Source organism: Pseudomonas sp. P65(2024) (assembly GCF_057480955.1).
The window spans coordinates 1-21,131 of sequence record NZ_JBLIYX010000020.1 but is presented as its reverse complement, the minus strand read 5'-3'; the positions used below and the strand labels follow the sequence as shown (position 1 = coordinate 21,131).

The following is a 21,131-nucleotide window of genomic DNA, read 5'->3' as shown; positions in this document are numbered from 1 at the left end:
GCCTGTGGCCCGGCAGCGCGGCGGCGGTGCAAGGAGTGTAGTCAAGGTGATGGCAAGTTGCCTTGTCTGCTGCACGCGATCTCTGTGGGAGCGGCGCGCAGGCTTCAGTGCGGCGGATAGTTGCTCAGCACCTGGGTCACGGTCTTCTGGATCGCCGCATTGCGCTCCTGCGGGCTGGGCGGGTAGTTGTTCATGATCTGCTCGGCGCTGCCGCGCCATACCAGCTTGCCGTCGCGGCCATCGAACAGGTCGACCTGAATGGTCGCCACCTTGTAGTCGACGCTGCGCGTCTCGTTGTACATCGGCCCGCCCCAGTAACCGCCCCAATAACCACCCCAGGCACCGCCGTAGTTGGTGGTGACCTGCTGCTGGCGGTCCTCGACGATCAGGTAGGCGCGCACCTTCACATCCGCCCGGGCATTGCCCTGGACCGGGCGCAGGCCGCGCTGGTCGAGCTGGTTGGAGACCGCCTGGCGAATGCGATGCTCGGTCAGGTCGCTCTTGATCCGCGGATCGTCCGGGCGATATTGCAGGCCCGGTTCCTGCCAGGCCCAGCTGCGATAGGCGGCGAAGTCGCGGCTGGCATCGAAATCGTGCTGCACGTTGTTGCTCGAACAGGCGGCCAGCAGCAGGGCTAAGGACAGTAGAACGAGACGGCGCAACATGGTGGTTCTCCGTTGAACGTTAGCTGGGAGGATAGCCGCTCATCGCCTTGCTCACTGACTCGCGCAGGGCGCTTTCGCGCTCACGCGGCGAGTCCTTGTCGCTGCCGCTTTCGGCGCTGGCGCTCCACACCGGCTGGCCGTTGCGGGCATCGAACAGGTCGATGCGCACCACCATCACCTCGACTTCGTAGGTGCGCACGATCGGCACGCTTGCGTAGCCGCCATAGCCGTTGCGATAGCCGCCGTAGCCGACGCCGCCGTAAGGGTAGGGGCCGTAGTAGGGATCGTAGTCGCGCACCTGGCGCAGGCGCCGCTCCAGACGCACGTCGGCGCTCACCAGCAGGTCGGCGGGCGCATTGCGTGCCGGGCGCAGGCCGTGCTGGTCGAGGGCACCGCTCACCGCGTCGGCCAGCTGGCCCGGCGTCGCGTTGGCCAGGCCCCCGGGTGGCTGGTTGTTGCGCCAGCTCCAGCTGCGGTAACGGCCGTAGTCGCGTGTCGGCGCGGGGTAGGCGCTGGCATCGAAGGTACTGGCGGCCTGGGGCGGCGCCGGCGGCAGCGGCTTGCCGCTGGCGACATAGGGGTTGCTGCCCTGGCAGGCGGCCAGAGCGAAGGGGAGCAGGGCCAGGCAGAGCAGACGATACGGCATGGATCCTCCTGGCGAGCGGGTCAGTGGGGGCGGCACATCCAGTGCAGGTAGCGGCCCAGGCCGGCGAAGCTGGGGTGACGGCGGTGCGCCAGTTCCATCTCCAGCAGGTCGAGCAGCTCGGCCTTGTCCTGGAACTCCTTGGGCATGTAGTCGTGGAACACCCGTACGCCGCTCTCGCTTTCGACCTGCCACAGAGCTTCAAGTTGCGCCTTGAGCTGGCGTGGATCAAGTGGTTTCTGTGGTGTGAGGCTCTGCTTTTCGCCGGCCAGCCGATTGTGCCGCAACTTGCGGAAATGGCCCTTGAGCAGGTTGCGGTAGACCAGCGCGTCGCGGTTGTAGAAGGCCAGCGACAGCCAGCCACCCGGCGCGGTCAGCTGGTGCAGCACCGGCAGGATGCTCTCGGGCTCGGCCAGCCATTCGAGCACGGCGTGGCATAGCACCAGGTCGTAGGGTTCGGTGAGTTGGCCGAGCAGGTCCTGCCACGGCGCCTGGATGAAGGTCGCCTGCTGGCCGGCCTCGGCGAAGCGCGCACGGGCGCCGTCGAGCATCGGCGCGGCGGGTTCGGCAAGGGTCACCTGGTGGCCGCGCTGGGCCAGCCACAGGGCCATGTGGCCGAGGCCCGCGCCGATATCGAGCACCCGCAGGGGGCGGTCGGGCAGGGCCTCGGCCAGGTCGGCCTGGAGCACCGCCAGGCGGATGGCGCCCTTGGCGCCGCCGTAGATCTTCTCGGCGAAGCGGCTGGCCAGCTCATCGAAATGACGGTCGTTCATTTGCCGAAGCGCCTCTCGCTGTCGGCGAGCTTGGCCCGCACCACCTCGTTCATGTCCAGTCCCAGCTCACTGCACAGCAGCAACAGGTAGAGGACGATATCGCCGACTTCCTGGCCGGCGTGGGCGAGCTTGTCGGCGGGCAGCCGGCGGGACTCGTCCTCGGTCAGCCACTGGAAGATCTCCACCAACTCGGCCATTTCGACGCTGGCGGCCATGGCCAGGTTCTTCGGGCTGTGAAACACCCGCCAGTCGTTGGTGTCGCGGATGCGGTGCAGGCGTTCGGTCAGTTCTTGCAGGTTCATCGGGGTCTCCTCGTGGCGCATAGCTTCCGGCGAGGTGCCTTGCAAAGCAAGCCCGATCAGAGCGTGCGCCAACTGCCGAGCATATGCAGCAGGCCGCCGTGGCCATCCAGGCGCAGCTCGCCGCTCGGCCCCGCCTGGCTGGCGCTCAATATCACCTCCGAAGGCAGGCGCACCGGTTTGTGGAAGTCCACCGCGAAGGCATATCCGGCCTTGGGCAGGTGCCCCTGCAAGGCCGCCAGCGCCATGGCCTTGCTCCACATGCCGTGGGCGATGGCCCTGGGGAAGCCGAACAGGCGTGCCGTGAGGCTGCTCAGGTGGATCGGGTTGTAGTCGCCGCAGACCCTGGCGTAGCGCCGGCCGATATCGCCGTCGGCATACCAGCGGGTGGCTTCGGGCAACGTGGCGGACGTTGTGTCGGCGAGTTCCGCGGCCGGTGCGTCGAGCTTGAGGCCGCGCACCAGCATGCGGCTGGTTTCGCGCCAGAGCAGGCCGAGGCCATCCTCGGCCTCGGTCACCAGGTCGAAGGTGCCGCCTTTTTCATGGGGCTGCAGGTTGTCGGCATACACCGCGAAGCGCAGCCCGTCGATGCCGCCCAGGGGGCGCAGCACCTGCAGGCTGTTGTGCAGGTGCACCAGCCCCAGCAACGGGAAGGGAAAGTCCTCGGCGGTGAGCAGTTGCAGTTGCAGGCTGAAAGCCATGACGTGCGGGTAGGTGCCCGGCAGGCGGCCATCGTCGGCGAAGTGGCAGAGCCGGCGGTAGGCCGCCAGGTTGGCGGGGTCGACCCGCAGGAAGCAGCGCAGGCCCTGCTCCGGCAGCTGGCTGCCACGGATCTTGCGTTTGCCGAGGGCGCGCAGGTACAGGCTCGGTCGTGATTCGGGGCTGTGCAGGTCGTGCCAGGATCGGGTCATGGTCAGGCTCCCATCAAGGCCTGGCCGCAGACCCGCAGGGCCTGGCCATTGACCGCGCCCGAGCCCGGCTGGCTGAGCCAGGCGATGGCTTCGGCGACGTCCTGCGGCAAGCCGCCCTGGCCCAGCGAACTCAGGCGTCGGCCGGCCTCGCGCAGGCCCATGGGCATGGCCGCGGTCATGTGCGTTTCGATAAAGCCTGGCGCCACCGCGTTGATGCTGGCGCCCTGTTCGGCCAGGCGTGGCGCCCAGGCCTGGGCGAAGCCGATCAGCCCGGCCTTGCTGGCCGCGTAGTTGGACTGGCCGCGGTTGCCGGCGATGCCGCTGACCGAGGCGAGCAGGGTGATGCGCGCATCCGCGTGCAGCTTGCCGCCTTCGAACAGCGCCTCGGTCAGCACCTGGGGCGCCTTGAGGTTGACCGCCAGCACTGCGTCCCAGTACTCCGGGGTCATGTTGGCGAGGGTCTTGTCGCGGGTGATGCCGGCGTTGTGCACGACGATATCCAGGCCCTGGGGCAGGGCTTCGAGCAGTTGCGCGGCGGCATCGGCGGCGCAGATGTCCAGCGCCAGGGCACGACCGCCCAGGCGCGCGGCGAGGGCGTCGAGGTCGCGCTGGGCCTGGGGCACGTCGAGCAGCGTCACCTCGGCGCCGTCTCGGGCCAGGGTTTCGGCAATCGCCGCGCCGATGCCCCGGGCGGCGCCAGTGACCAGGGCGTGGCGGCCGGCCAGCGGCCGGGTCCAGTCCTGCACCTGGGCGGCGCAGGGCGTCAGGCGCAGGACTTGGCCGGAAACGAACGCGCTCTTGGGCGAAAGGAAGAAGCGCAGCGCGCCCTCGAGCTGGCTTTCGGCGCCTTCGGCGACATACAGCAGGTTGGCCGTGGCGCCAATGCGCAGTTCCTTGGCCAGCGAGCGGCTGAAGCCTTCCAGGGCCCGCTGGGCAACGCTGGCCTGCGCATCGGCGACGCCTTCTGGCGCACGCCCCAGGATCACCACGTGGGCGCTGGAGGCCAGGCTGCGCAGCAGGGGTTGGAAAAATTCGCGCAACTGCTTGAGGTCATCGCTGTCGGACAGGTGACTGGCATCGAACACCACCGCCTTGAGCTTCGGCCCCAGGCCCGCGACCCAGGCCGGGACCTCGAGCGCGTCGCTGGCGAAGCCGTAGCAGTCGGCGGTCAGGCGTGGAGCGATCGCCGCCACCTGGGCTGCCAGCGGCCCGCCGCCCAGCACCAGTGCGCCCTCGATGGGGCGCAGGCGCCCGGCCTGCCAGCGTTCCAGCGGCACCGGGCGGGGCAGGCCGAGGGCATCGACCAGTTTTCGTCCGAGGGTGGAGTTGGCAAAGCCCAGATAGCGGTCGCTCATGTACGGTTCTCCCTGAAGGCAAGCATGCAAGTGTGGACCAAGTTTGTGGCAGGGTCGTTCGAATGCGCGAAAAGAACCTAGGCTTAAGGATCAAATTGTTTCAGGAGGAATACAGGCATGCAGTCAATTCGCCGGGTCGCGATCCTGGGGGGCAACCGGATTCCCTTCGCCCGCTCCAACGGCGCCTACGCCAAGGCCAGCAACCAGGCGATGCTCACGGCGGCCCTCGAGGGCCTGGTGGAGCGTTACCGCCTGCACGGCCTGCGTCTGGGCGAAGTGGCGGCCGGCGCGGTGCTCAAGCATTCGCGTGACATGAACCTGACCCGCGAGTGCGTGCTGGGCTCGAGGCTGTCGCCGCAGACGCCGGCCTACGACATCCAGCAGGCCTGTGGCACCGGCCTGGAAGCGGCGTTGCTGGTGGCCAACAAGATCGCCCTGGGGCAGATCGACAGCGGCATCGCCGGGGGCGTCGACACCACCTCGGACGCGCCCATCGCCGTGAGCGAAGGGCTGCGGCAGATCCTGCTGCAGGCCAACCGCGGCAAGACCCTCGGCGAACGTCTCAAACCCTTCCTGAAACTGCGCCCGGGCCTGCTCAAGCCCGAGTTGCCGCGTAATGGCGAGCCGCGCACCGGGCTGTCGATGGGCGAGCACTGCGAACGCATGGCGCAGACCTGGCAGATCGGCCGCGAGGAGCAGGATGAACTGGCCCTGCTCAGCCATCAGCACCTGGCGGCGTCCTACCGCGAGGGCTGGCACGACAACCTGCTCACGCCCTACCTTGGCCTGACCCGGGACAACAACCTGCGCGCCGACCTGAGCCTGGAGCAGCTGGCCAAGCTCAAGCCGGTGTTCGAGCGCAGCGGCCTGGGCACGCTCACGCCGGGCAATTCCACGCCGCTGACCGATGGCGCCTCGCTGGTGTTGCTCGGCAGCGAGGCCTGGGCCGAGACGCAGGGCCTGAAGGTGCAGGCCTACCTGGTGGACGGCGAGGCGGCGGCCGTCGATTTCGTCCATGGTCAGGAGGGGCTGCTGATGGCACCGGTGTACGCGGTGCCGCGGCTGCTGGCGCGCAATGGCCTGACCTTGCAGGATTTCGACTTCTACGAGATCCACGAAGCCTTCGCCGCCCAGGTGCTCTGTACCCTCAAGGCTTGGGAGGATGCCGACTACTGTCGCACGCGCCTGGGGCTCGAAGGGCCGTTGGGGTCGATCAATCGCGCCAAGCTGAATGTGAAGGGCAGCTCGCTGGCCGCCGGGCATCCGTTCGCGGCGACGGGAGGGCGGATACTGGCGAACATGGCCAAGCTGCTGGGCGAGCGTGGCAAGGGGCGTGGCCTGATCTCGATCTGCGCGGCGGGTGGGCAGGGGGTAACGGCGATCGTCGAACGCTAGGCGGCGATGGCTGGTACCCTTGTCCGACCCGAGACACCAGGCCTTAGCATGTCGATCACCGGACCACGTCCCATCCCCGCCCTGGACCAGTTGCCCAGGCCGCTCTACGCCCGCGCCGAGAGCCTGGGCGCCGGGTCCTGGACCACCCGTCACCAGCATGACTGGGTGCAATTTTCCTATGCCATCAGCGGCGTGCTTGGCGTGTACACCAGTGACGGCAGCTACTTCGCCCCGCCGCAGTGGGGCGTGTGGATCCCGGCCGGCACCGAGCATGAAGTGCTGACCTCGATGCAGGCCGAGATGCGTAGCCTGTATGTGCGCCGCGATGCCTGTCCCTGGGCACCGGGCGAATGCCGGGTGCTGGAGGTCACGCCGCTGGCGCGGGAGCTGATCAAGCAGTTCTGCACCTTCGCGGTGAACTACCCGGAAGGCGACAGTGCCGAGGCGCGGTTGGTGGCCGTGTTGCTGGACCAGCTGCGCACCCTGCCGCAGGTGGGGTTCTCGCTGCCGCTGCCGCGCCACCCGGGCTTGCTGGCGTTGTGCAACGGCTTGATCGCCGCCCCCGACCGGCCCCAGACCCTGCAGCAGTGGGCGGTGCAACTCGGGGTATCGGAAAAGACCCTGATGCGCCTGTTCCAGCGCGAGACGGGGCTGAGCTTTCGCAACTGGCGCCAGCGCATGCGCCTGCTGTCGTCGCTGGCGCTGCTGGAGGCCGGAGAGAGCGTCACCCAGGCCGCGCTGGGCTGCGGGTATGACTCGACTTCGGCCTACATCGCCGCCTTTCGCCAGCTGTTCGGCGCCACGCCAGGGGAACTGCGCCTGTAGTAGCGGCTGCTGTTTCGGTCAGTGACAGCACCCGCTGCCATTGGCCAGGTCCTTGAGGATCGGACAGTCCGGCCGGTCGTCGCCCTGGCAGTGGGCCACCAGCTCGCCGAGGGTGTCGCGCAGGCTCACCAACTCCTCGATGCGCTTGTTCAGCGCCTCGATATGCTGCATGGCCAGGGCCTTCACGTCGGCGCTGGCGCGCTGGCGGTCCTGCCACAGGGTCAGCAGCTTGGCGACTTCTTCCAGGGAAAAGCCCAGATCACGTGATCGCTTGATGAACGCCAGGCTGTGCAGGTCCTCCTGCTGGTACAGCCGGTAGCCGCTTTCGCTTCGCGTGGCGGGGCGCAGCAGGCCGATGGACTCGTAGTAGCGGATCATCTTGGCGCTCAGCCCGCTGCGGCGGGCGGCCTGGCCGATGTTCATGGGGCCTCCTGGTCGATGGCGGTGGGTTTCCAGGTCTTCAGCCACAGGGCATTGCTCACCACGCTGACGCTGGACAACGCCATGGCGGCGCCGGCCAGCACCGGATTGAGGTAGCCCAGCGCGGCCAGGGGGATGCCGATCAGGTTGTAGATGAATGCCCAGAACAGGTTCTGGCGGATCTTCGCGTAGGTCTTGCGGCTGATTTCCAGTGCCGCGGGTACCAGGCGCGGATCGCCGCGCATCAGGGTGATGCCGGCCGCCTGCATGGCCACGTCGGTGCCGCCGCCCATGGCGATGCCGATGTCGGCGGCCGCCAGCGCCGGGGCGTCGTTGATGCCGTCGCCGACCATCGCCACCACGCCCTGTTGCTTGAGCGCGGCCACCGTGGCGGCCTTGTCCGCCGGCAGCACTTCGGCGTGCACGTCGTCGATGCCGAGCGCCTCGGCCACCACCTTGGCGCTGCCGCGGTTGTCGCCGGTCAGCAGGTGGCTGCTGATGTGGCGCGCATGCAAGGCGGCGATGGCCTGGCCGGCGCCGGGTTTGAGACTGTCGCCGAAGGCGAACAGGCCCAGCACGCGGGGGTGGCTGCCGAGTTCGATCAGCCAGGACAGGGTGCGGCCCTCGGCCTCCCAGGCTTGGGCGCTGGCGGCCAGCTCGCCCGGTACCAGCCGGCTCTCGTCGAGCAGGCGGCGGTTTCCCAGGGCCAGCTCGCGGCCCTCCACCTGGCCGGCGATGCCACGGCCGGTGAGGGACTGGCTGTCGGCCACTTGCGGTACGTCAAGATCGCGTTCGGCGCAGGCATCGAGCACCGCCTTGGCCAAGGGGTGCTCGCTGCCACGCTGCAGGGCGCCGGCCAGGCGCAGCAGTTGGTTATCGTCACCGCTGCTGGCCTGCTGGTGGACGATGCGCGGACTGCCGGAGGTAAGGGTGCCGGTCTTGTCGAATACCACGCGGTTGACCGCATGGGCGCGCTCCAGCGCTTCGGCGTCCTTGATCAGGATGCCGTGGCGGGCGGCGACACCGGTGCCGGCCATGATCGCCGCGGGCGTGGCCAGGCCCAAGGCGCAGGGGCAGGCGATCACCAGCACGGCGACGGCGTTGATCAGCGCGGTTTCCAGCGGTGCGCCGGCCAGCCACCAGCCGACCAAGGTCACCAGGGCCAGCACCAGCACGGCGGGGACGAATACCTGGCTGACCCGGTCGACCAGCTTCTGGATCGGCGCCTTGGCCGCCTGGGCGTCCTCGACCAGGCGGATGATGCGGGCGAGCACGGTCTCGGTGCCCAGCGCCAGGGTCTTCACCAGCAGGCGGCCTTCGCCGTTGATGGCGCCGCCGGTCACCGCGTCGCCGGGCTGCTTGGGCACCGGCAGGCTTTCACCGCTGATCAGGGCTTCGTCGGCGTGGCTGCTGCCTTCGAGCACCTGGCCATCGACCGGGAAGCGCTCGCCGGGCTTGACCAGCACCACATCGTCGAGGCGCAGCTGGCTGATGGCGACGTCTTCCTCGCGCCCCTCGACCACCCGCACGGCGCGTTCCGGGCGCAGGGCCTCCAGTGCCCGGATGGCGCTGGCGGTCTGGCGCTTGGCGCGGCTTTCCAGGTACTTGCCCAGCAGCACCAGGGCGATCACCACCGCCGAGGCTTCGAAGTACAGGTGCGGCGTCATGCCGGCGTGGGCGTTGGCCCATTGGTACAGGCTCAGGCCGTAGCCGGCGCTGGTGCCCAGGGCGACCAGCAGGTCCATGTTGCCGGCACCTGCGCGCACGGCCTTCCAGGCGGCGACGTAGAAGCGTGCGCCAAGGATGAACTGCACCGGGGTGGCCAGCAGGAACTGCGCCCAGGCCGGCAGCATCCAGTGCAGGCCGAACGGTTGCACCAGCATCGGCAGCACCAGCGGCAGGGCCAGCAGCAGGGCCGCGGCGACCGCCAGGCGTTCGTTGCGCAGGCGGCGTCGGGCCTGTGCCTGGTCATCGTGGCTGGCCAGCGGCAGGGTGGCGCTGTAGCCGGCCTTCTCGACCGCGGCGATCAGCGCGCCGTCGTCGACGCCCTCAAGTACTTCAAGGTGGGCGCGTTCGTTGGCCAGGTTGACGCTGACCTGCTCGACCCCCGGCAGTTTGCCGAGGGCGCGCTCGACCCGGCCGGCGCAACTGGCACAGGTCATGCCGCCGATCTGCAGTTCGAGGGTACGGGTGGGGACGCTGTAGCCGGCGTCGCGCACCGCGTCGACCAGCGCCGGCAGGCTGTCGGCCGGGGCCTGGACCCGGGCCTGCTCGGTGGCGAGGTTGACGCTGACGTGTTCGGTACCGGTGACCTTGCGCAGGGCGCGTTCGACCCGACCTGCGCAGCTGGCGCAGGTCATGCCACCGATCGGCAGGTCGAAGGTGGTGGATGCGGGCATGGCTCTCTCCTCCGTGGACAGGCCTCCAGCATCAACCTTGCCATGCGGGCAAGGTCAATAGCCCAGGCCGGCTCTCTTGAGCACCAGGCCATTGTGCCCCATGGCGATCCGGTATTTGTTGATCTGGCCCGCCTGCAAGGTCAGGCGCGTGCTGCGCTGGTCCTCGACGCCGGGCGCGCAGCCGGGAACCTGCCCGGGCAACAGGCGCAGGCGCACATCGACGGGGCCCGGCGGCAGGTTGAATGAGGTTGACTGCTCCTGGAACAGGCGGCCGGACAGCTGGTCGTTGAGGTAGATGCCGATCTCGCAGCTGGTGGCCACCTCCAGGCGTTCCCGGGAAATGATCAGCACGCTGTAGTCCGAATTGCCCTCGGCGCTGGCCGGTGGCACGACGGCCAGCGCGCCCAGCAATCCAACGAGGCCCAATGCTGCCCTGATCATGAAAAATCTCCTGCTTGCCAAAATCGTCAAAGGCGCAGCTTGGCCGAGGCGCGCGCGGATTTCCAGCCCGGCCGTTTTCTGCGGAACTTGACCTTGCCCCGATGGCAAGGCTGAGACTGGGCAAAACCCACAAGGAGGCAACCTCGATGCAAGTGTTCAATGTACAAGGCATGACCTGTGGCCATTGTGTGAAGGGCGTGACCCGGGCGGTGCAGGAGCAGGATGCGGCGGCACGCGTGGAAGTGGACCTGGCGGCGCGCCAGGTGCGGGTGGAAAGTGCCCTGGCGGCGGATCAGATCCTGGCGGCGATTCGTGAAGAGGGGTATCAGGCCGAGGTCGCCTGAGTTATCGCGGTGTGCATGGCGATAGTCTTGCGGCGCCGATGAGATCGCGCGCCGCGCAGGCGGCGCGCGATCTGACTGACGGTGCACGGTTTCCGTGGTGCACCTACAAAATCAATACAAAGGTTTTCAGGTAGACTAGCGGACTTGCTTAGCCTGCTATGGATTTTCCATGAACCTTCGAACCTTGCTGATTCTCGGCGCCCTCAGTGCGTTCGGGCCTCTGGCGATCGACTTTTATCTACCGGCCTTCCCGGCCATGGCGCATGCCTTCGGCACCGACGAAAAGCATGTGCAGACCACCCTGGCCGCCTATTTCCTCGGCTTGTCCCTGGGCCAGCTCGCTTACGGGCCGGTGGCCGACCGTTTCGGCCGGCGTCTGCCGCTGCTGTTCGGGGTTGGCCTGTTTACCGTGGCGTCACTGGCCTGCGCCTATGCCCCAAATCTCGACAGCCTGATCCTGGCGCGTTTCGTCCAGGCCCTGGGTGGCTGCGCCGGCATGGTGCTGTCGCGGGCGATCGTCAGCGACAAGTGTGACGCGGTGGCCTCGGCCAAGGTGTTTTCGCAACTGATGCTGGTGATGGGCCTGGCGCCGATCCTCGCGCCGATGCTCGGTGGCGTGCTGGTCAACGTGGCAGGCTGGCAGTCGATCTTCCTGGCCTTGGGCCTGTTCAGTGCGGCATGCCTGCTCGCCGTCGGCCTGGGCCTGCCGGAGAGCCTGCCGGCCCATGTACCGCGCCAGCCGCTGTCGGGCGCGCTGCGCCAGTACCTGAGCCTGTTCGGCGACCGGGTGTTCGTCGGACATGCGCTGACCGGCGGCATCGCCATCGCTGGGATGTTCGCCTACATCGCCGGTTCGCCGTTCGTGTTCATCAAGCTCTACGGCGTGCCGCCCGAGCACTACGGCTGGCTGTTCGGCACCAACGCCGCCGGCTTCATCCTGATGGCCCAGGTCAATGCGCGGCTGCTGGCCAAGCGCGGTCCGGCATTCCTGCTGGCGCGAGCGGTGTGGTTGTACCTGGTGGCGGCGCTGGCGCTGTTGGTGGTGGCGGCGTTGCGCCCGGCACAGCTCTGGCCATTATTGGTGCCGCTGTTCGTGTGTATCGCCAGCCTCGGTTGCATCATCCCCAACGCTTCGGCCTGCGCCATGAGCGGGCAAGGAACGCGGGCTGGCAGTGCCTCGGCCCTGATGGGCTGCCTGCAGTTCAGCGTCGCCGCAGGCGCGGCGGCGCTGGTCGGAGTGCTGCACGACGGCAGCGCGGTGCCCATGGCGCTGGTGATCAGCTTGTGCGGCGCGCTGGTGGTCAGTGTCGCAATGCTGACCCGGCGCCTGCAGGCCAGCCGGCCCGCGTGAGCGGGTGGGGCGCGTTGAGACGCGCCTCCAGCAGGGCGACGAACGATCGCGCCTCGGCCTCGCTGCGGAAACTCACCACATGCTGGTCGAGCTGGACCTGCCAGGGGCAGGCGGGGTTCCGGTTCGACGCACTGACGACAATCTTCATCGCGATCCACCTCAAGTGAGCGGGAGCGGAACTAGTGTAGCGCTGCCCCCGGCTCGCGCCATGACCGCGATCAGCACCCAGACTGACGGTCATGACGGTCTGACGCTGGGAGACGTTCTGTTTTGCAGGGCGGAAATTTTCCCTCTTCCAGTCGGACATATCGACCCCCTGGTTCGTTGCTGTCAGCTGCGTTCCCGCTAGAGCCACGGTAGCACGGGGGATGGGCAGAGTCAGTCGTCAGCCACTCTGACAGACGCATCTTTAAGAACGATTTTGGGAAGGCGTATACCGACCCATCTGGGGCATGCCTCCCTCACGGCGAGTGCCCTCCAGCGGCTTATACTGCCCCCTGGCGGCCAGCGAAGGGTGAGCGTTTCCCTGGGCTGGCGACCACCATCCGGCACACGAACCATCCCGCGCTTGCCCACACCGGAGGCAGGGCATCTGCGGCGTTCGCCAGCAGGCGGGATTCATCAGGGAGCTTCAGGTTCATGAACGCAGTCCGCAGCATCAGTCAGGTCGCCAACCTGATGGCCGATCCCAAGCGCAGCGCCATGTTGTGGGCGTTGATCGATGGTACCCCGCGTGCGGCGGACGAGCTTGCCGTGCTCACCGGGCTGAGCACGTCGTCGGCCTGTGCGCACCTGTCGCTGTTGTGCAGTGCCGGGCTGCTCAGGCACGAGGCGCGTGGGCGCAAGCGCTTCTTTCGCCTGGCCACGCCGGAGGTCGGCACTGCGGTGGAAGCCTTGGCCAGCGTGCAACTGGCGACGCGCTCACCTGGGGAGCAGGGCACGACACTGCAGATTCCCCTGTCGATGCGCAAGGCACGCCTGTGTGGTGATCACCTGGGCGGCGAAGTGGCCGCCGCGCTGCTCCACCGCCTGCAGGTGGCCGGTTGGCTGGAGGGCAGCGAGCAGTACCTGTCGGTGAGCCAGGAGGGCAAGGAGCACCTGGAGGCTCTGGGGGTATTCATTGACGCGATGGCCGCCGGTGACCGGCGCGGCTGCGTGATATGCCACTGCAGTAAATGGAACGATCAGGGCCCGCACCTGGGCGGTTGCCTGGGCAAGGCCTTGCTCCGCTTGTTCACCCAGTCGGGTTGGGTGCGTGAGCAGGAGGGCAGCCGGGCGGTGCAACTCACACCGCTCGGCCAGCAGCAGATCAACGCGATCGCCTGCCTCCCGGCCCGGCAGGTCGGCTAGCGGACCAGTCGCGCATCCAGGCTGTTCTGCGCCAGGCGGCGTGCCTGGTCCTGGGTCATGCCCAGGTGCTGATGCAGGGCGTGGAAGTTCTCGGTGACGTAGCCACCGAAGTAGGCTGGATCATCGGAGTTGACGGTAACTTTCACCCCACGCTCGAGCATGTCGAGGATGTTGTGCTGGCCCATGTGTTCGAACACGCACAGCTTGGTGTTGGACAGCGGGCAGACGGTCAGCGGGATCTGCTCGTCGATGATGCGCTGCATCAGGCGCTCGTCCTCGATGGCGCGCACGCCGTGATCGATCCGCTGGATCTTCAGCAAGTCGAGGGCTTCCCAGATGTACTCGGGCGGGCCTTCCTCGCCGGCATGGGCCACGGTCAGGAAGCCTTCGCTGCGGGCGCGATCGAAGACGCGCTGGAACTTGCTCGGCGGATGGCCTTTTTCCGAGCTGTCCAGGCCCACGGCGACGAAGGCATCGCGGAAGGGCAGGGCCTGGTCCAGGGTCTTCTGTGCCTCGTCTTCACTCAGGTGGCGCAGAAAGCTGAGAATCAGGCCGCTGCTGATGCCCAGCTGCTCGCGACCATCCTTCAAGGCCCGGTTGATGCCATCGAGCACCACCTCGAACGGGATGCCCCGGTCGGTGTGGGTCTGCGGGTCGAAGAACGGCTCGGTGTGGATGACGTTCTGCGCCTTGCAGCGCTGCAGGTAGGCCCAGGTCAGGTCGTAGAAGTCCTGCTCGGTGCGCAGGACATCCGCGCCCTGGTAGTAGAGGTCGAGGAATTCCTGCAGGTTGTTGAAGGCATAGGCGCTGCGCAGGGTCTCGACGTCCGCCCAGGGCAGCGCGATCTTGTTGCGTTCGGCCAGGGCGAACAGCAGTTCAGGCTCCAGCGAGCCCTCCAGGTGCATGTGCAGTTCCGCCTTGGGCAAGGCGTTCAGCCATTCATACATGTGTGCAATCTCGATCAGGTACGGTTGGCCGCCATTCTACAGGGCCTGGCCGGGCAATGCGCCCACCCAGGCCGCAACGCCCGGGTTTACCAGATGAGCGCTTCACCCTTGTAGTTGATGAAGCGCAGGCCGCCATTGCCGCTCTGGGCCTTGACTTGCTCGAGCATGCCCCGGGTGCTGGTCAGCACGTCGATCTCGGCGTTCTCGCCGCCCATGTCGGTCTTCACCCAGCCCGGGTGCATGGCCAGCACGGCCAGGTCGGGGCGCTGCAGCTCGACCACGAAGCTGTTGATCATCGAGTTGAGCGCGGCCTTGCTGGCCTTGTACAGGCAGACTTCGCCACCGTCGGGGATGGTCACACTGCCCAGGATCGAGCTCATGAACGCCAGCACGCCGCTGCCTTCGCGCACCTGGCCGGCCAGGCGACGGGCCACACGGATCGGCGCCACGGCGTTGGTCATGAACAGCTCGCCGACCTGCTGTACCTGCACGCTTTCCAGGTCCTGCGGCAGCGGGCCCATCACCCCGGCGTTGACGAACAGCAGGTCGAATACTTCGTCTTGCAGGCGCTGCTTGAGCCCGTCGAGCTGGGCCGTGTCGTTCATCTCCAGGCGCTCGATGCGCACCCCGGGGACTTCGCCCAGCGCACCCGGCTGTTGCGGGTCGCGCACGGTGGCGACGACGTTCCACCCATCTTCGCGCAGGCGTTGTACCAAGCCCAGGCCGAGACCTCGGGAGGCGCCGATGATGAGGGCGGTCTTGTTGGCGTTCATAGCGATACTCCATATCAAGGGCGCGGCGAGCGGTGTTGTGCACAGGTTCGCTTGTCGCGCGGCAACGTGGCGGTTGCCCTCCACTGGGAGGGCCTGGGTGACGAGCATAAACCAGGAAGAGGTCGGCTGCCCTGTCGCGGCTGGTCAAAAAATGATCGAAGGTCTGAAAGGCCTGTGGAGACGGGGTCTGACAGGGTGGTTCACGGGTTATCCACAGGCTGCTCCACAGTAATTGTGTGCAAGCGCGACAGCCTGAAAATGCCCGTTTCAGGGAACGCAGTCGCTGCTGACTGGGGATAACTCACACGCTTTCAGTGACTTGGGTTAATGTCACACAAATGTGATCAAAATATGCTCAATACGCTGCAGGCCTTGCGGAACAAGGCCTGCAGCGGAGTGCCCCAAGCTTATCCACAGGCAGGCCCACAGCAGTTGTGGGCAACGCTCAGGCTCGTTCCAGCAGGATGCGCCCGCGGCTCAGGTCGGCGAGCTGCTGCTGCAGCACCTCGAGGTGGCTGTCACCCAGGGCGATGCGCAGGTCGACGCCGTTGGCGGTGAACTGCTCGTCCAGCACCAGGCCGTCGACTTCGCCCAGGCGCAACTTGACCAGCGCCAGTTCGCTGAAGGTGCAGCTGCAGGCGAACTCGCTGCGCTGTACCAGCAAGCGCTTGGGCGCCTGCTGCAGGCATTTGTTGGCGCCGCCGCCGTAGGCCCGGGCCAGGCCGCCGGTGCCCAGTTGGATGCCGCCGTACCAGCGGATCACCAGAACCACCACCTGGTCACAGTCCTGGGCCTCGATGGCGGCAAGGATCGGGCGCCCGGCCGTGCCGCCGGGCTCGCCGTCGTCGCTGCTGCGGTATTGGCCGCCGAGCTTCCAGGCCCAGCAATTGTGGGTGGCCGCCAGGTCGCTGTGGCGTTCGATGAAGGCCATGGCCTCGGCCGGGCTACTGATCGGGCCGGCGAGGGTGATGAAGCGGCTCTTGCGGATGTCCTCGCGGAACTCGCAGAGCTCGAGCAGGGTAGAAGGCATAAGTCCGGGTCAGGCGGGCGTGCTGATGCCGCAGCCTTTGAGAATGATGTGGATAAGGTTGTTGCTGGCGTCTTCCATGTCCTGCTTGGTCAGCCGGCTGCGGCCGGTCACCTGGCAGATCTGGGTGGCGAAGTCGGCGTAGTGCTGGGTGCTGCCCCAGAGCAGGAAGATCAGGTGCACAGGGTCGACCCGGTCCATCTTGCCGGCGTCCATCCAGGCTTGGAACACCGCGGCACGGCCGCGGAACCATTCGCGGTAGTCGGCGCTGAAGTACTCGCTCAGGCATTCGCCGCCGCTGATCACTTCCATGGCGAATATTCGCGAGGCCTGCGGGTTGCGTCGGGAAAACTCCATCTTGGTGCGGATGTAGTGGCTGAGCGCCACGGCCGGGTCGTCTTCCACGCTCAGGGCATTGAAGGTGCTGTCCCACAGCTCGATGATGTTGCTCAGCACCGCGATGTACAGGCCCAGCTTGTTGGTGAAGTAGTAGTGCAGGTTGGCCTTGGGCAGCCCGGCCTTGAGCGCGATGGTGTTCATGCTCGTGCCCTTGTAGCCGTGGCGGGCGAATTCGTCTTCGGCGGCCTGGATGATGGCCTGCTCGTTCTTCTGGCGGATGCGGCCGGCGGGCTTGCCCGAGGCGGGGGAGCGATGCGCAGGGACTTCTAGGGTCATGGACGATTCCGGGCGGGTCGTTACAGATGTCCGACAGATTACCTGCCTGTGCCGAAGTGACAAGCATTAGCGGTAGAGATACGTATCAACGTGTCGCAGCCAGGCTCTCGAGGAAGCTTTCCAGCACCAGGTTCGGCCGACGGCCCTTGCGCGTCACCCAGCTCAGGCTCAGGTCATAGAAGCGCTGGGCGGGTTTGAGCGCACGCAGGCGCCCCTGCTGCACCCAGAGCATCGCGTAATGGTCGGGCAGGTAGCCGATGTAACGTCCGGTGAGGATGAGGAAGGCCATGCCTTCGCGGTCCGAGGCACTGGCGGTGCAGCGCAAGGCCTGGTAATGGGCCTGGATGTCGGCCGGCAGGCGGAAAGTTGGGGCGATCGCATCCTGGTCATTGAGGCGGTCGTCGTCGATCTGCTGGTCATCGGCATAGAACAGCGGATGGCCGACCGCGCAGTAGAGCAGTGAGCGCTCGCTGTACAGCGGCTGGTACTCAAGCCCCGACAGTGGGCTGGTCTGAGGCACCACGCCGACATGCAGGCTGCCATCGAGCACACCCTGCTCGACCTGGCTTGGCGCGATCATGCGGATCTGGATGCGCACGTCCGGGCCGCGGTCCTTCAGTTCGGCCAGGGCATGGGTGATGCGCATGTGCGGCAAAGTCACCAGGTTGTCGGTGAGGCCGATGTTCAGTTCGCCGCGCAGGTGCTGGTGCAGGCCGTTCACCTCGGTGCGAAAGGTCTCCAGGGCGCTGAGCAACTGCAACGCCGAGTGGTAGACCTCGCGGCCTTCCTCGGTGAGCGAAAACCCGGCGCGCCCCCGTTGGCACAGACGCAGACCCAGGCGTTGCTCGAGGTCGTTCATCTGCTGGCTGATCGCCGAGCGGCCGATCCCCAGCACGTTCTCCGCCGCCGAGAAACCGCCGCATTCGACGACGCTGCGGTAGATTTTCAGCAGGCGGATGTCGAAATCGCTGACTTGGGCGAGGGGATCGGGACGTCGGCTCATTAGTTTAGTTATCCGCTGACTGAAGATTAGAAATGCTGGGTTTTTCGAACTTTATCGCCGTGACAATTTAGCTGCAACAACACCCATCGTTGCCTAATCGTCTTCCGAGGAATCGCCCGATGAACATGCCCGAAACCGTCCAGGTCGGTCTGGCCAGCCAGCTCAAGCTGGACGCCCACTGGATGCCGTACACCGCCAACCGCAACTTCCAGCGCGACCCGCGCCTGATCGTGGCGGCCGAAGGCAACTACCTGGTCGACGACAAGGGCCGCAAAGTGTTCGACGCCCTCTCGGGCCTGTGGACCTGCGGTGCCGGGCATACCCGCAAGGAGATCAGCGAGGCGGTGGCCCGTCAGGTCGCCACCCTCGATTATTCGCCGGCCTTCCAGTTCGGCCACCCGCTGTCGTTCCAGCTGGCCGAGAAGATCGTCGACCTGGTGCCGGGCGACCTGAACCATGTGTTCTTCACCAACTCCGGCTCCGAGTGCGCCGACACCGCGTTGAAAATGGTACGCGCCTACTGGCGCCTGAAGGGCCAGGCCACCAAGACCAAGATCATCGGCCGTGCCCGTGGTTACCACGGCGTGAACATCGCCGGCACCAGCCTGGGCGGGGTCAACGGCAACCGCAAGCTGTTTGGTCAATTGCTGGACGTCGATCACCTGCCTCACACCGTGCTGCCGGCCAACGTGTTCAGCAAGGGCATGCCGGAAGAGGGCGGCATCGCCCTGGCTGACGAGATGCTCAAACTGATCGAGCTGCATGACGCCTCTAACATCGCCGCAGTGATCGTCGAGCCGCTGGCCGGTTCCGCCGGTGTGCTGCCGCCGCCGAAGGGCTACCTCAAGCGCCTGCGCGAGATCTGCAGCCAGCACAACATCCTGCTGATCTTCGACGAAGTGATCACCGGTTTCGGCCGCATGGGCGCGATGACCGGCGCCGAAGCCTTCGGCGTCACTCCGGACCTGATGTGCATCGCCAAGCAAGTCACCAACGGCGCCATCCCGATGGGGGCGGTGATCGCCACCAGCGAGATCTATCAGACTTTCATGAACCAGCCGACCCCCGAGTACGCCGTGGAATTCCCCCACGGCTACACCTACTCGGCACACCCGGTCGCCTGTGCCGCCGGTATCGCCGCGCTGGACCTGCTGCAGAAGGAAAGCCTGGTGCAGTCCGCCGCCGAGCTGGCGCCACACTTCGAGAAGCTGCTGCACGGCATCAAGGGGACGAAGAACGTCGTCGACATCCGCAACTACGGCCTGGCCGGCGCCATCCAGATCGCCGCGCGCGACGGTGATGCTATCGTCCGTCCGTACGAGGCGGCCATGAAGCTCTGGCAAGCCGGCTTCTATGTACGCTTCGGTGGCGACACCCTGCAGTTCGGGCCAACCTTCAACACCCAGCCGCAGGAACTGGATCGCCTGTTCGACGCGGTGGGCGAAGCCTTGAACAAGGTCGACTGACTTTTCTGATTTTGACGTCGGGCGCGTGAGTACCACGCGCCTGTCTCTACCTTCTTTATCTGGAGTTCTGCATGAGCATTGTTCAGCACCTGATCCACGGCGAGCTGGTCACCAAGGGCGAGCGCACCGCCGATGTCTTCAACCCGTCCACCGGCCAGGCCGTGCGCAAGGTCGAACTGGCCAGCCGCGCCACCATCCAGCAGGCCATCGATTCGGCCAAGGCCGCCTTCCCGGCCTGGCGCAACACCCCGCCGGCCAAGCGTGCCCAGGTGATGTTCCGCTTCAAGCAGCTGCTGGAGCAGAACGAGGCGAAGATCTCGCAGATGATCAGCGAGGAGCACGGCAAGACCCTGGAAGACGCGGCGGGTGAGCTCAAGCGTGGCATCGAGAACGTCGAGTTCGCCTGCGCTGCCCCTGAGCTGCTCAAGGGTGAGTACAGCCGCAACGTCGGCCCGAACATCGATGCCTGGTCCGACTTCCAGCCGCTGGGCATCGTGGCCGGCATCACCCCGTTCAACTTCCCGGCCATGGTGCCGCTGTGGATGTACCCGCTGGCCATCGCCTGCGGCAACGCCTTCATCCTCAAGCCGTCCGAGCGCGATCCGAGCTCGACCCTGTACATCGCCCAGCTGCTGCTGGAAGCCGGCCTGCCGAAAGGCATCCTCAACGTCGTGCATGGCGACAAGGAAGCGGTCGATGCGCTGATCGAGGCGCCGGAGGTCAAGGCCCTGAGCTTCGTTGGTTCGACCCCGATCGCTGAGTACATTTATGCCGAGGGCACCAAGCGCGGCAAGCGCGTCCAGGCGCTGGGCGGCGCGAAGAACCATGCGGTGCTGATGCCTGACGCCGACCTGGACAACGCCGTCAGCGCGCTGATGGGCGCGGCCTACGGTTCCTGCGGCGAACGCTGCATGGCCATTTCGGTGGCGGTGTGTGTCGGCGACCAGGTGGCTGATGCGCTGATCGCCAAGCTGGAGCCGCAGATCAAGGCGCTGAAGATCGGTGCCGGCACTGCCTGTGGCCTGGACATGGGCCCGCTGGTGACCGCCGCCGCGCGTGACAAGGTGGTGGGCTACATCGATGACGGCGTCGCCGCTGGCGCCAAGCTGGTGGTCGATGGTCGCGGCTACCGTGTGGCCGGTAACGAGGATGGCTATTTCGTTGGCGGTACCCTGTTCGACAAGGTCACCCCCGAGATGCGTATTTATAAGGAAGAGATCTTCGGTCCGGTGCTGTGCGTGGTGCGGGTGAACAGCCTGGAACAGGCCATGCAGCTGATCAACGAGCACGAGTACGGTAACGGAACCTGCATCTTCACCCGTGACGGTGAAGCGGCGCGGCTGTTCTGCGACGAGATCGAAGTGGGCATGGTGGGTGTCAACGTACCGCTGCCGGTGCCGGTGGCGTACCACAGCTTTGGTGGCTGGAAGCGTTCGCTGTTCGGCGACCTGCATGCCTATGGTCCGGACGGTGTGCGCTTCTATACCCGTCGCAAGGCGATCACCCAGCGCTGGCCACAGCGGGCCAGCCATGAGGCTTCGCAGTTTGCGTTCCCGAGCCTGTAAGGCGCAGGGATGAAAGCGGGGCGGCCGACAGGCCGCCCCGCTTTGTTTTTTGGCTGCTTATATAAGTGCTAGGGCTGTGATGGGCAGCTGGCAGCCCTGACGCGGTGTTTTCCCCCGATATTTCACTTTAATGAAATTAACGGTTGACGCCCTCTCAGATCCCCTTATAATGCGCCCCACTTCCGACGTAGTCGAAACGAAAAACTTATTGTTAATCAATAGGTTGAATGTTTCAGGTAGTATCGGAAGTGCTTCGATCATCTGATCGGCAGCGGTGAAAAAGGCAGTTGACAGCAGGTTGTAACGCTGTATGATTTGCCTCCCGCTACGAGAGATCGCGGCGAGTCAAGTGTTTGAAGTGAAACGAGTTCTTCGTTAAAAACCTCAAAATAAACGCTTGACACGAAATGAGGAAAGCGTAGAATGCGCGCCTCGGTTGAGACGAAACGCTCTCAGCCAAACGCTCTTTAACAAATTGAATCAAGCAATTCGTGTGGGTGCTTG

At 66.3% G+C, this 21,131-nt stretch carries 22 protein-coding genes; 7 read left to right on the top strand and 15 right to left on the bottom strand.

The window, feature by feature from the left end; translation table 11 throughout:
- Nucleotides 1-104: 104 nt before the first annotated feature.
- From AC25MA_RS22290 to AC25MA_RS22265, 6 genes are read right to left on the bottom strand one after another with little or no spacing between them, the layout of a single operon-like run.
- A complete protein-coding gene (locus tag AC25MA_RS22290) occupies nucleotides 105-665 on the bottom strand; it encodes a DUF4136 domain-containing protein (RefSeq protein WP_486972388.1) in 561 nt (186 codons plus the stop codon).
- A 19-nt stretch (nucleotides 666-684) separates the two neighbouring features.
- On the bottom strand, nucleotides 685-1,311 hold the full coding sequence (locus tag AC25MA_RS22285) for a DUF4136 domain-containing protein (protein ID WP_486972387.1): 627 nt from the start codon (nucleotides 1,309-1,311) through the stop codon (nucleotides 685-687).
- Nucleotides 1,312-1,331: 20 nt separating this feature from the next.
- On the bottom strand, nucleotides 1,332-2,081 hold the full coding sequence (locus tag AC25MA_RS22280; protein WP_062362070.1) for a methyltransferase domain-containing protein: 750 nt from the start codon (nucleotides 2,079-2,081) through the stop codon (nucleotides 1,332-1,334).
- Nucleotides 2,078-2,383 (bottom strand): MazG-like family protein, encoded by a 306-nt coding sequence (locus tag AC25MA_RS22275; protein WP_028691375.1) that lies wholly within the window; start codon nucleotides 2,381-2,383, stop codon nucleotides 2,078-2,080. Before AC25MA_RS22275 ends, AC25MA_RS22280 begins: the two co-directional genes overlap by 4 nt.
- Before the next feature lie 56 nt (nucleotides 2,384-2,439).
- The gene (locus tag AC25MA_RS22270; RefSeq protein ID WP_088851502.1) at nucleotides 2,440-3,291 is read right to left on the bottom strand and encodes a MaoC family dehydratase; all 852 of its coding nucleotides are present in this window, start codon (nucleotides 3,289-3,291) and stop codon (nucleotides 2,440-2,442) included.
- A 2-nt stretch (nucleotides 3,292-3,293) separates the two neighbouring features.
- On the bottom strand, nucleotides 3,294-4,646 hold the full coding sequence (locus AC25MA_RS22265; RefSeq protein WP_486972386.1) for a 3-oxoacyl-ACP reductase: 1,353 nt from the start codon (nucleotides 4,644-4,646) through the stop codon (nucleotides 3,294-3,296).
- Nucleotides 4,647-4,763: 117 nt separating this feature from the next.
- Between AC25MA_RS22265 and AC25MA_RS22260 the strand changes: the two genes are divergently transcribed.
- Complete coding sequence (locus tag AC25MA_RS22260; RefSeq protein ID WP_486972385.1) at nucleotides 4,764-6,041, top strand: acetyl-CoA C-acetyltransferase; 1,278 nt, start codon at nucleotides 4,764-4,766, stop codon at nucleotides 6,039-6,041.
- Between the two features lie 48 nt (nucleotides 6,042-6,089).
- The gene (locus AC25MA_RS22255) at nucleotides 6,090-6,866 is read left to right on the top strand and encodes an AraC family transcriptional regulator (RefSeq protein ID WP_028691379.1); all 777 of its coding nucleotides are present in this window, start codon (nucleotides 6,090-6,092) and stop codon (nucleotides 6,864-6,866) included.
- An 18-nt stretch (nucleotides 6,867-6,884) separates the two neighbouring features.
- Here AC25MA_RS22255 and cueR read toward each other — a convergent pair whose 3' ends face one another.
- From cueR to AC25MA_RS22240, 3 genes are read right to left on the bottom strand one after another with little or no spacing between them, the layout of a single operon-like run.
- On the bottom strand, nucleotides 6,885-7,289 hold the full coding sequence (cueR, locus tag AC25MA_RS22250) for a Cu(I)-responsive transcriptional regulator (RefSeq protein ID WP_028691380.1): 405 nt from the start codon (nucleotides 7,287-7,289) through the stop codon (nucleotides 6,885-6,887).
- Nucleotides 7,286-9,685, bottom strand: coding sequence for a heavy metal translocating P-type ATPase (locus tag AC25MA_RS22245; protein ID WP_028691381.1), 2,400 nt, complete (start codon nucleotides 9,683-9,685; stop codon nucleotides 7,286-7,288). The genes cueR and AC25MA_RS22245 overlap by 4 nt, the downstream gene beginning before the upstream one ends.
- Nucleotides 9,686-9,739: 54 nt before the next feature.
- A complete protein-coding gene (locus AC25MA_RS22240) occupies nucleotides 9,740-10,126 on the bottom strand; it encodes a hypothetical protein (protein WP_028691382.1) in 387 nt (128 codons plus the stop codon).
- Between the two features lie 146 nt (nucleotides 10,127-10,272).
- Between AC25MA_RS22240 and AC25MA_RS22235 the strand changes: the two genes are divergently transcribed.
- A complete protein-coding gene (locus AC25MA_RS22235) occupies nucleotides 10,273-10,470 on the top strand; it encodes a heavy-metal-associated domain-containing protein (protein WP_028691383.1) in 198 nt (65 codons plus the stop codon).
- Nucleotides 10,471-10,639: 169 nt separating this feature from the next.
- On the top strand, nucleotides 10,640-11,821 hold the full coding sequence (locus AC25MA_RS22230; protein ID WP_028691384.1) for a multidrug effflux MFS transporter: 1,182 nt from the start codon (nucleotides 10,640-10,642) through the stop codon (nucleotides 11,819-11,821).
- On the opposite strand, the gene AC25MA_RS22225 is transcribed toward AC25MA_RS22230, so the two are convergent.
- On the bottom strand, nucleotides 11,772-11,969 hold the full coding sequence (locus tag AC25MA_RS22225) for a hypothetical protein (protein ID WP_088851503.1): 198 nt from the start codon (nucleotides 11,967-11,969) through the stop codon (nucleotides 11,772-11,774). The two genes, AC25MA_RS22230 and AC25MA_RS22225, sit on opposite strands and share 50 nt — an antisense overlap.
- A gap of 491 nt (nucleotides 11,970-12,460) precedes the next feature.
- Here AC25MA_RS22225 and AC25MA_RS22220 point away from each other — a divergent pair, with 491 nt between their 5' ends.
- Nucleotides 12,461-13,171 carry an ArsR/SmtB family transcription factor gene (locus tag AC25MA_RS22220; protein ID WP_062362044.1) on the top strand — a complete coding sequence of 237 codons (711 nt, stop codon included), beginning with the start codon at nucleotides 12,461-12,463 and terminating at the stop codon, nucleotides 13,169-13,171.
- On the opposite strand, the gene AC25MA_RS22215 is transcribed toward AC25MA_RS22220, so the two are convergent.
- The 5 genes from AC25MA_RS22215 to AC25MA_RS22195 all read right to left on the bottom strand — a co-directional run bounded on the left by AC25MA_RS22215 (nucleotide 13,168) and on the right by AC25MA_RS22195 (nucleotide 17,596).
- Nucleotides 13,168-14,118, bottom strand: a complete 951-nt coding sequence (locus AC25MA_RS22215) for an adenosine deaminase (RefSeq protein ID WP_028691386.1) — start codon at nucleotides 14,116-14,118, stop codon at nucleotides 13,168-13,170. The genes AC25MA_RS22220 and AC25MA_RS22215 overlap by 4 nt on opposite strands.
- An 86-nt stretch (nucleotides 14,119-14,204) precedes the next feature.
- On the bottom strand, nucleotides 14,205-14,891 hold the full coding sequence (locus AC25MA_RS22210) for an SDR family oxidoreductase (RefSeq protein ID WP_182324518.1): 687 nt from the start codon (nucleotides 14,889-14,891) through the stop codon (nucleotides 14,205-14,207).
- Between the two features lie 445 nt (nucleotides 14,892-15,336).
- Nucleotides 15,337-15,921 (bottom strand): IMPACT family protein, encoded by a 585-nt coding sequence (locus tag AC25MA_RS22205; protein WP_028691388.1) that lies wholly within the window; start codon nucleotides 15,919-15,921, stop codon nucleotides 15,337-15,339.
- A gap of 9 nt (nucleotides 15,922-15,930) precedes the next feature.
- A complete protein-coding gene (locus AC25MA_RS22200; protein ID WP_028691389.1) occupies nucleotides 15,931-16,593 on the bottom strand; it encodes a TetR/AcrR family transcriptional regulator in 663 nt (220 codons plus the stop codon).
- Between the two features lie 85 nt (nucleotides 16,594-16,678).
- Nucleotides 16,679-17,596 (bottom strand): LysR family transcriptional regulator, encoded by a 918-nt coding sequence (locus AC25MA_RS22195; RefSeq protein ID WP_028691390.1) that lies wholly within the window; start codon nucleotides 17,594-17,596, stop codon nucleotides 16,679-16,681.
- Between the two features lie 119 nt (nucleotides 17,597-17,715).
- On the opposite strand from AC25MA_RS22195, the gene aptA reads away from it, so the two are divergent.
- Nucleotides 17,716-19,062 carry an omega-aminotransferase AptA gene (gene aptA / locus AC25MA_RS22190; RefSeq protein ID WP_028691391.1) on the top strand — a complete coding sequence of 449 codons (1,347 nt, stop codon included), beginning with the start codon at nucleotides 17,716-17,718 and terminating at the stop codon, nucleotides 19,060-19,062.
- Nucleotides 19,063-19,133: 71 nt separating this feature from the next.
- Nucleotides 19,134-20,627 (top strand): CoA-acylating methylmalonate-semialdehyde dehydrogenase, encoded by a 1,494-nt coding sequence (locus AC25MA_RS22185; RefSeq protein ID WP_028691392.1) that lies wholly within the window; start codon nucleotides 19,134-19,136, stop codon nucleotides 20,625-20,627.
- The last annotated feature ends 504 nt before the right edge of the window (nucleotides 20,628-21,131 follow it).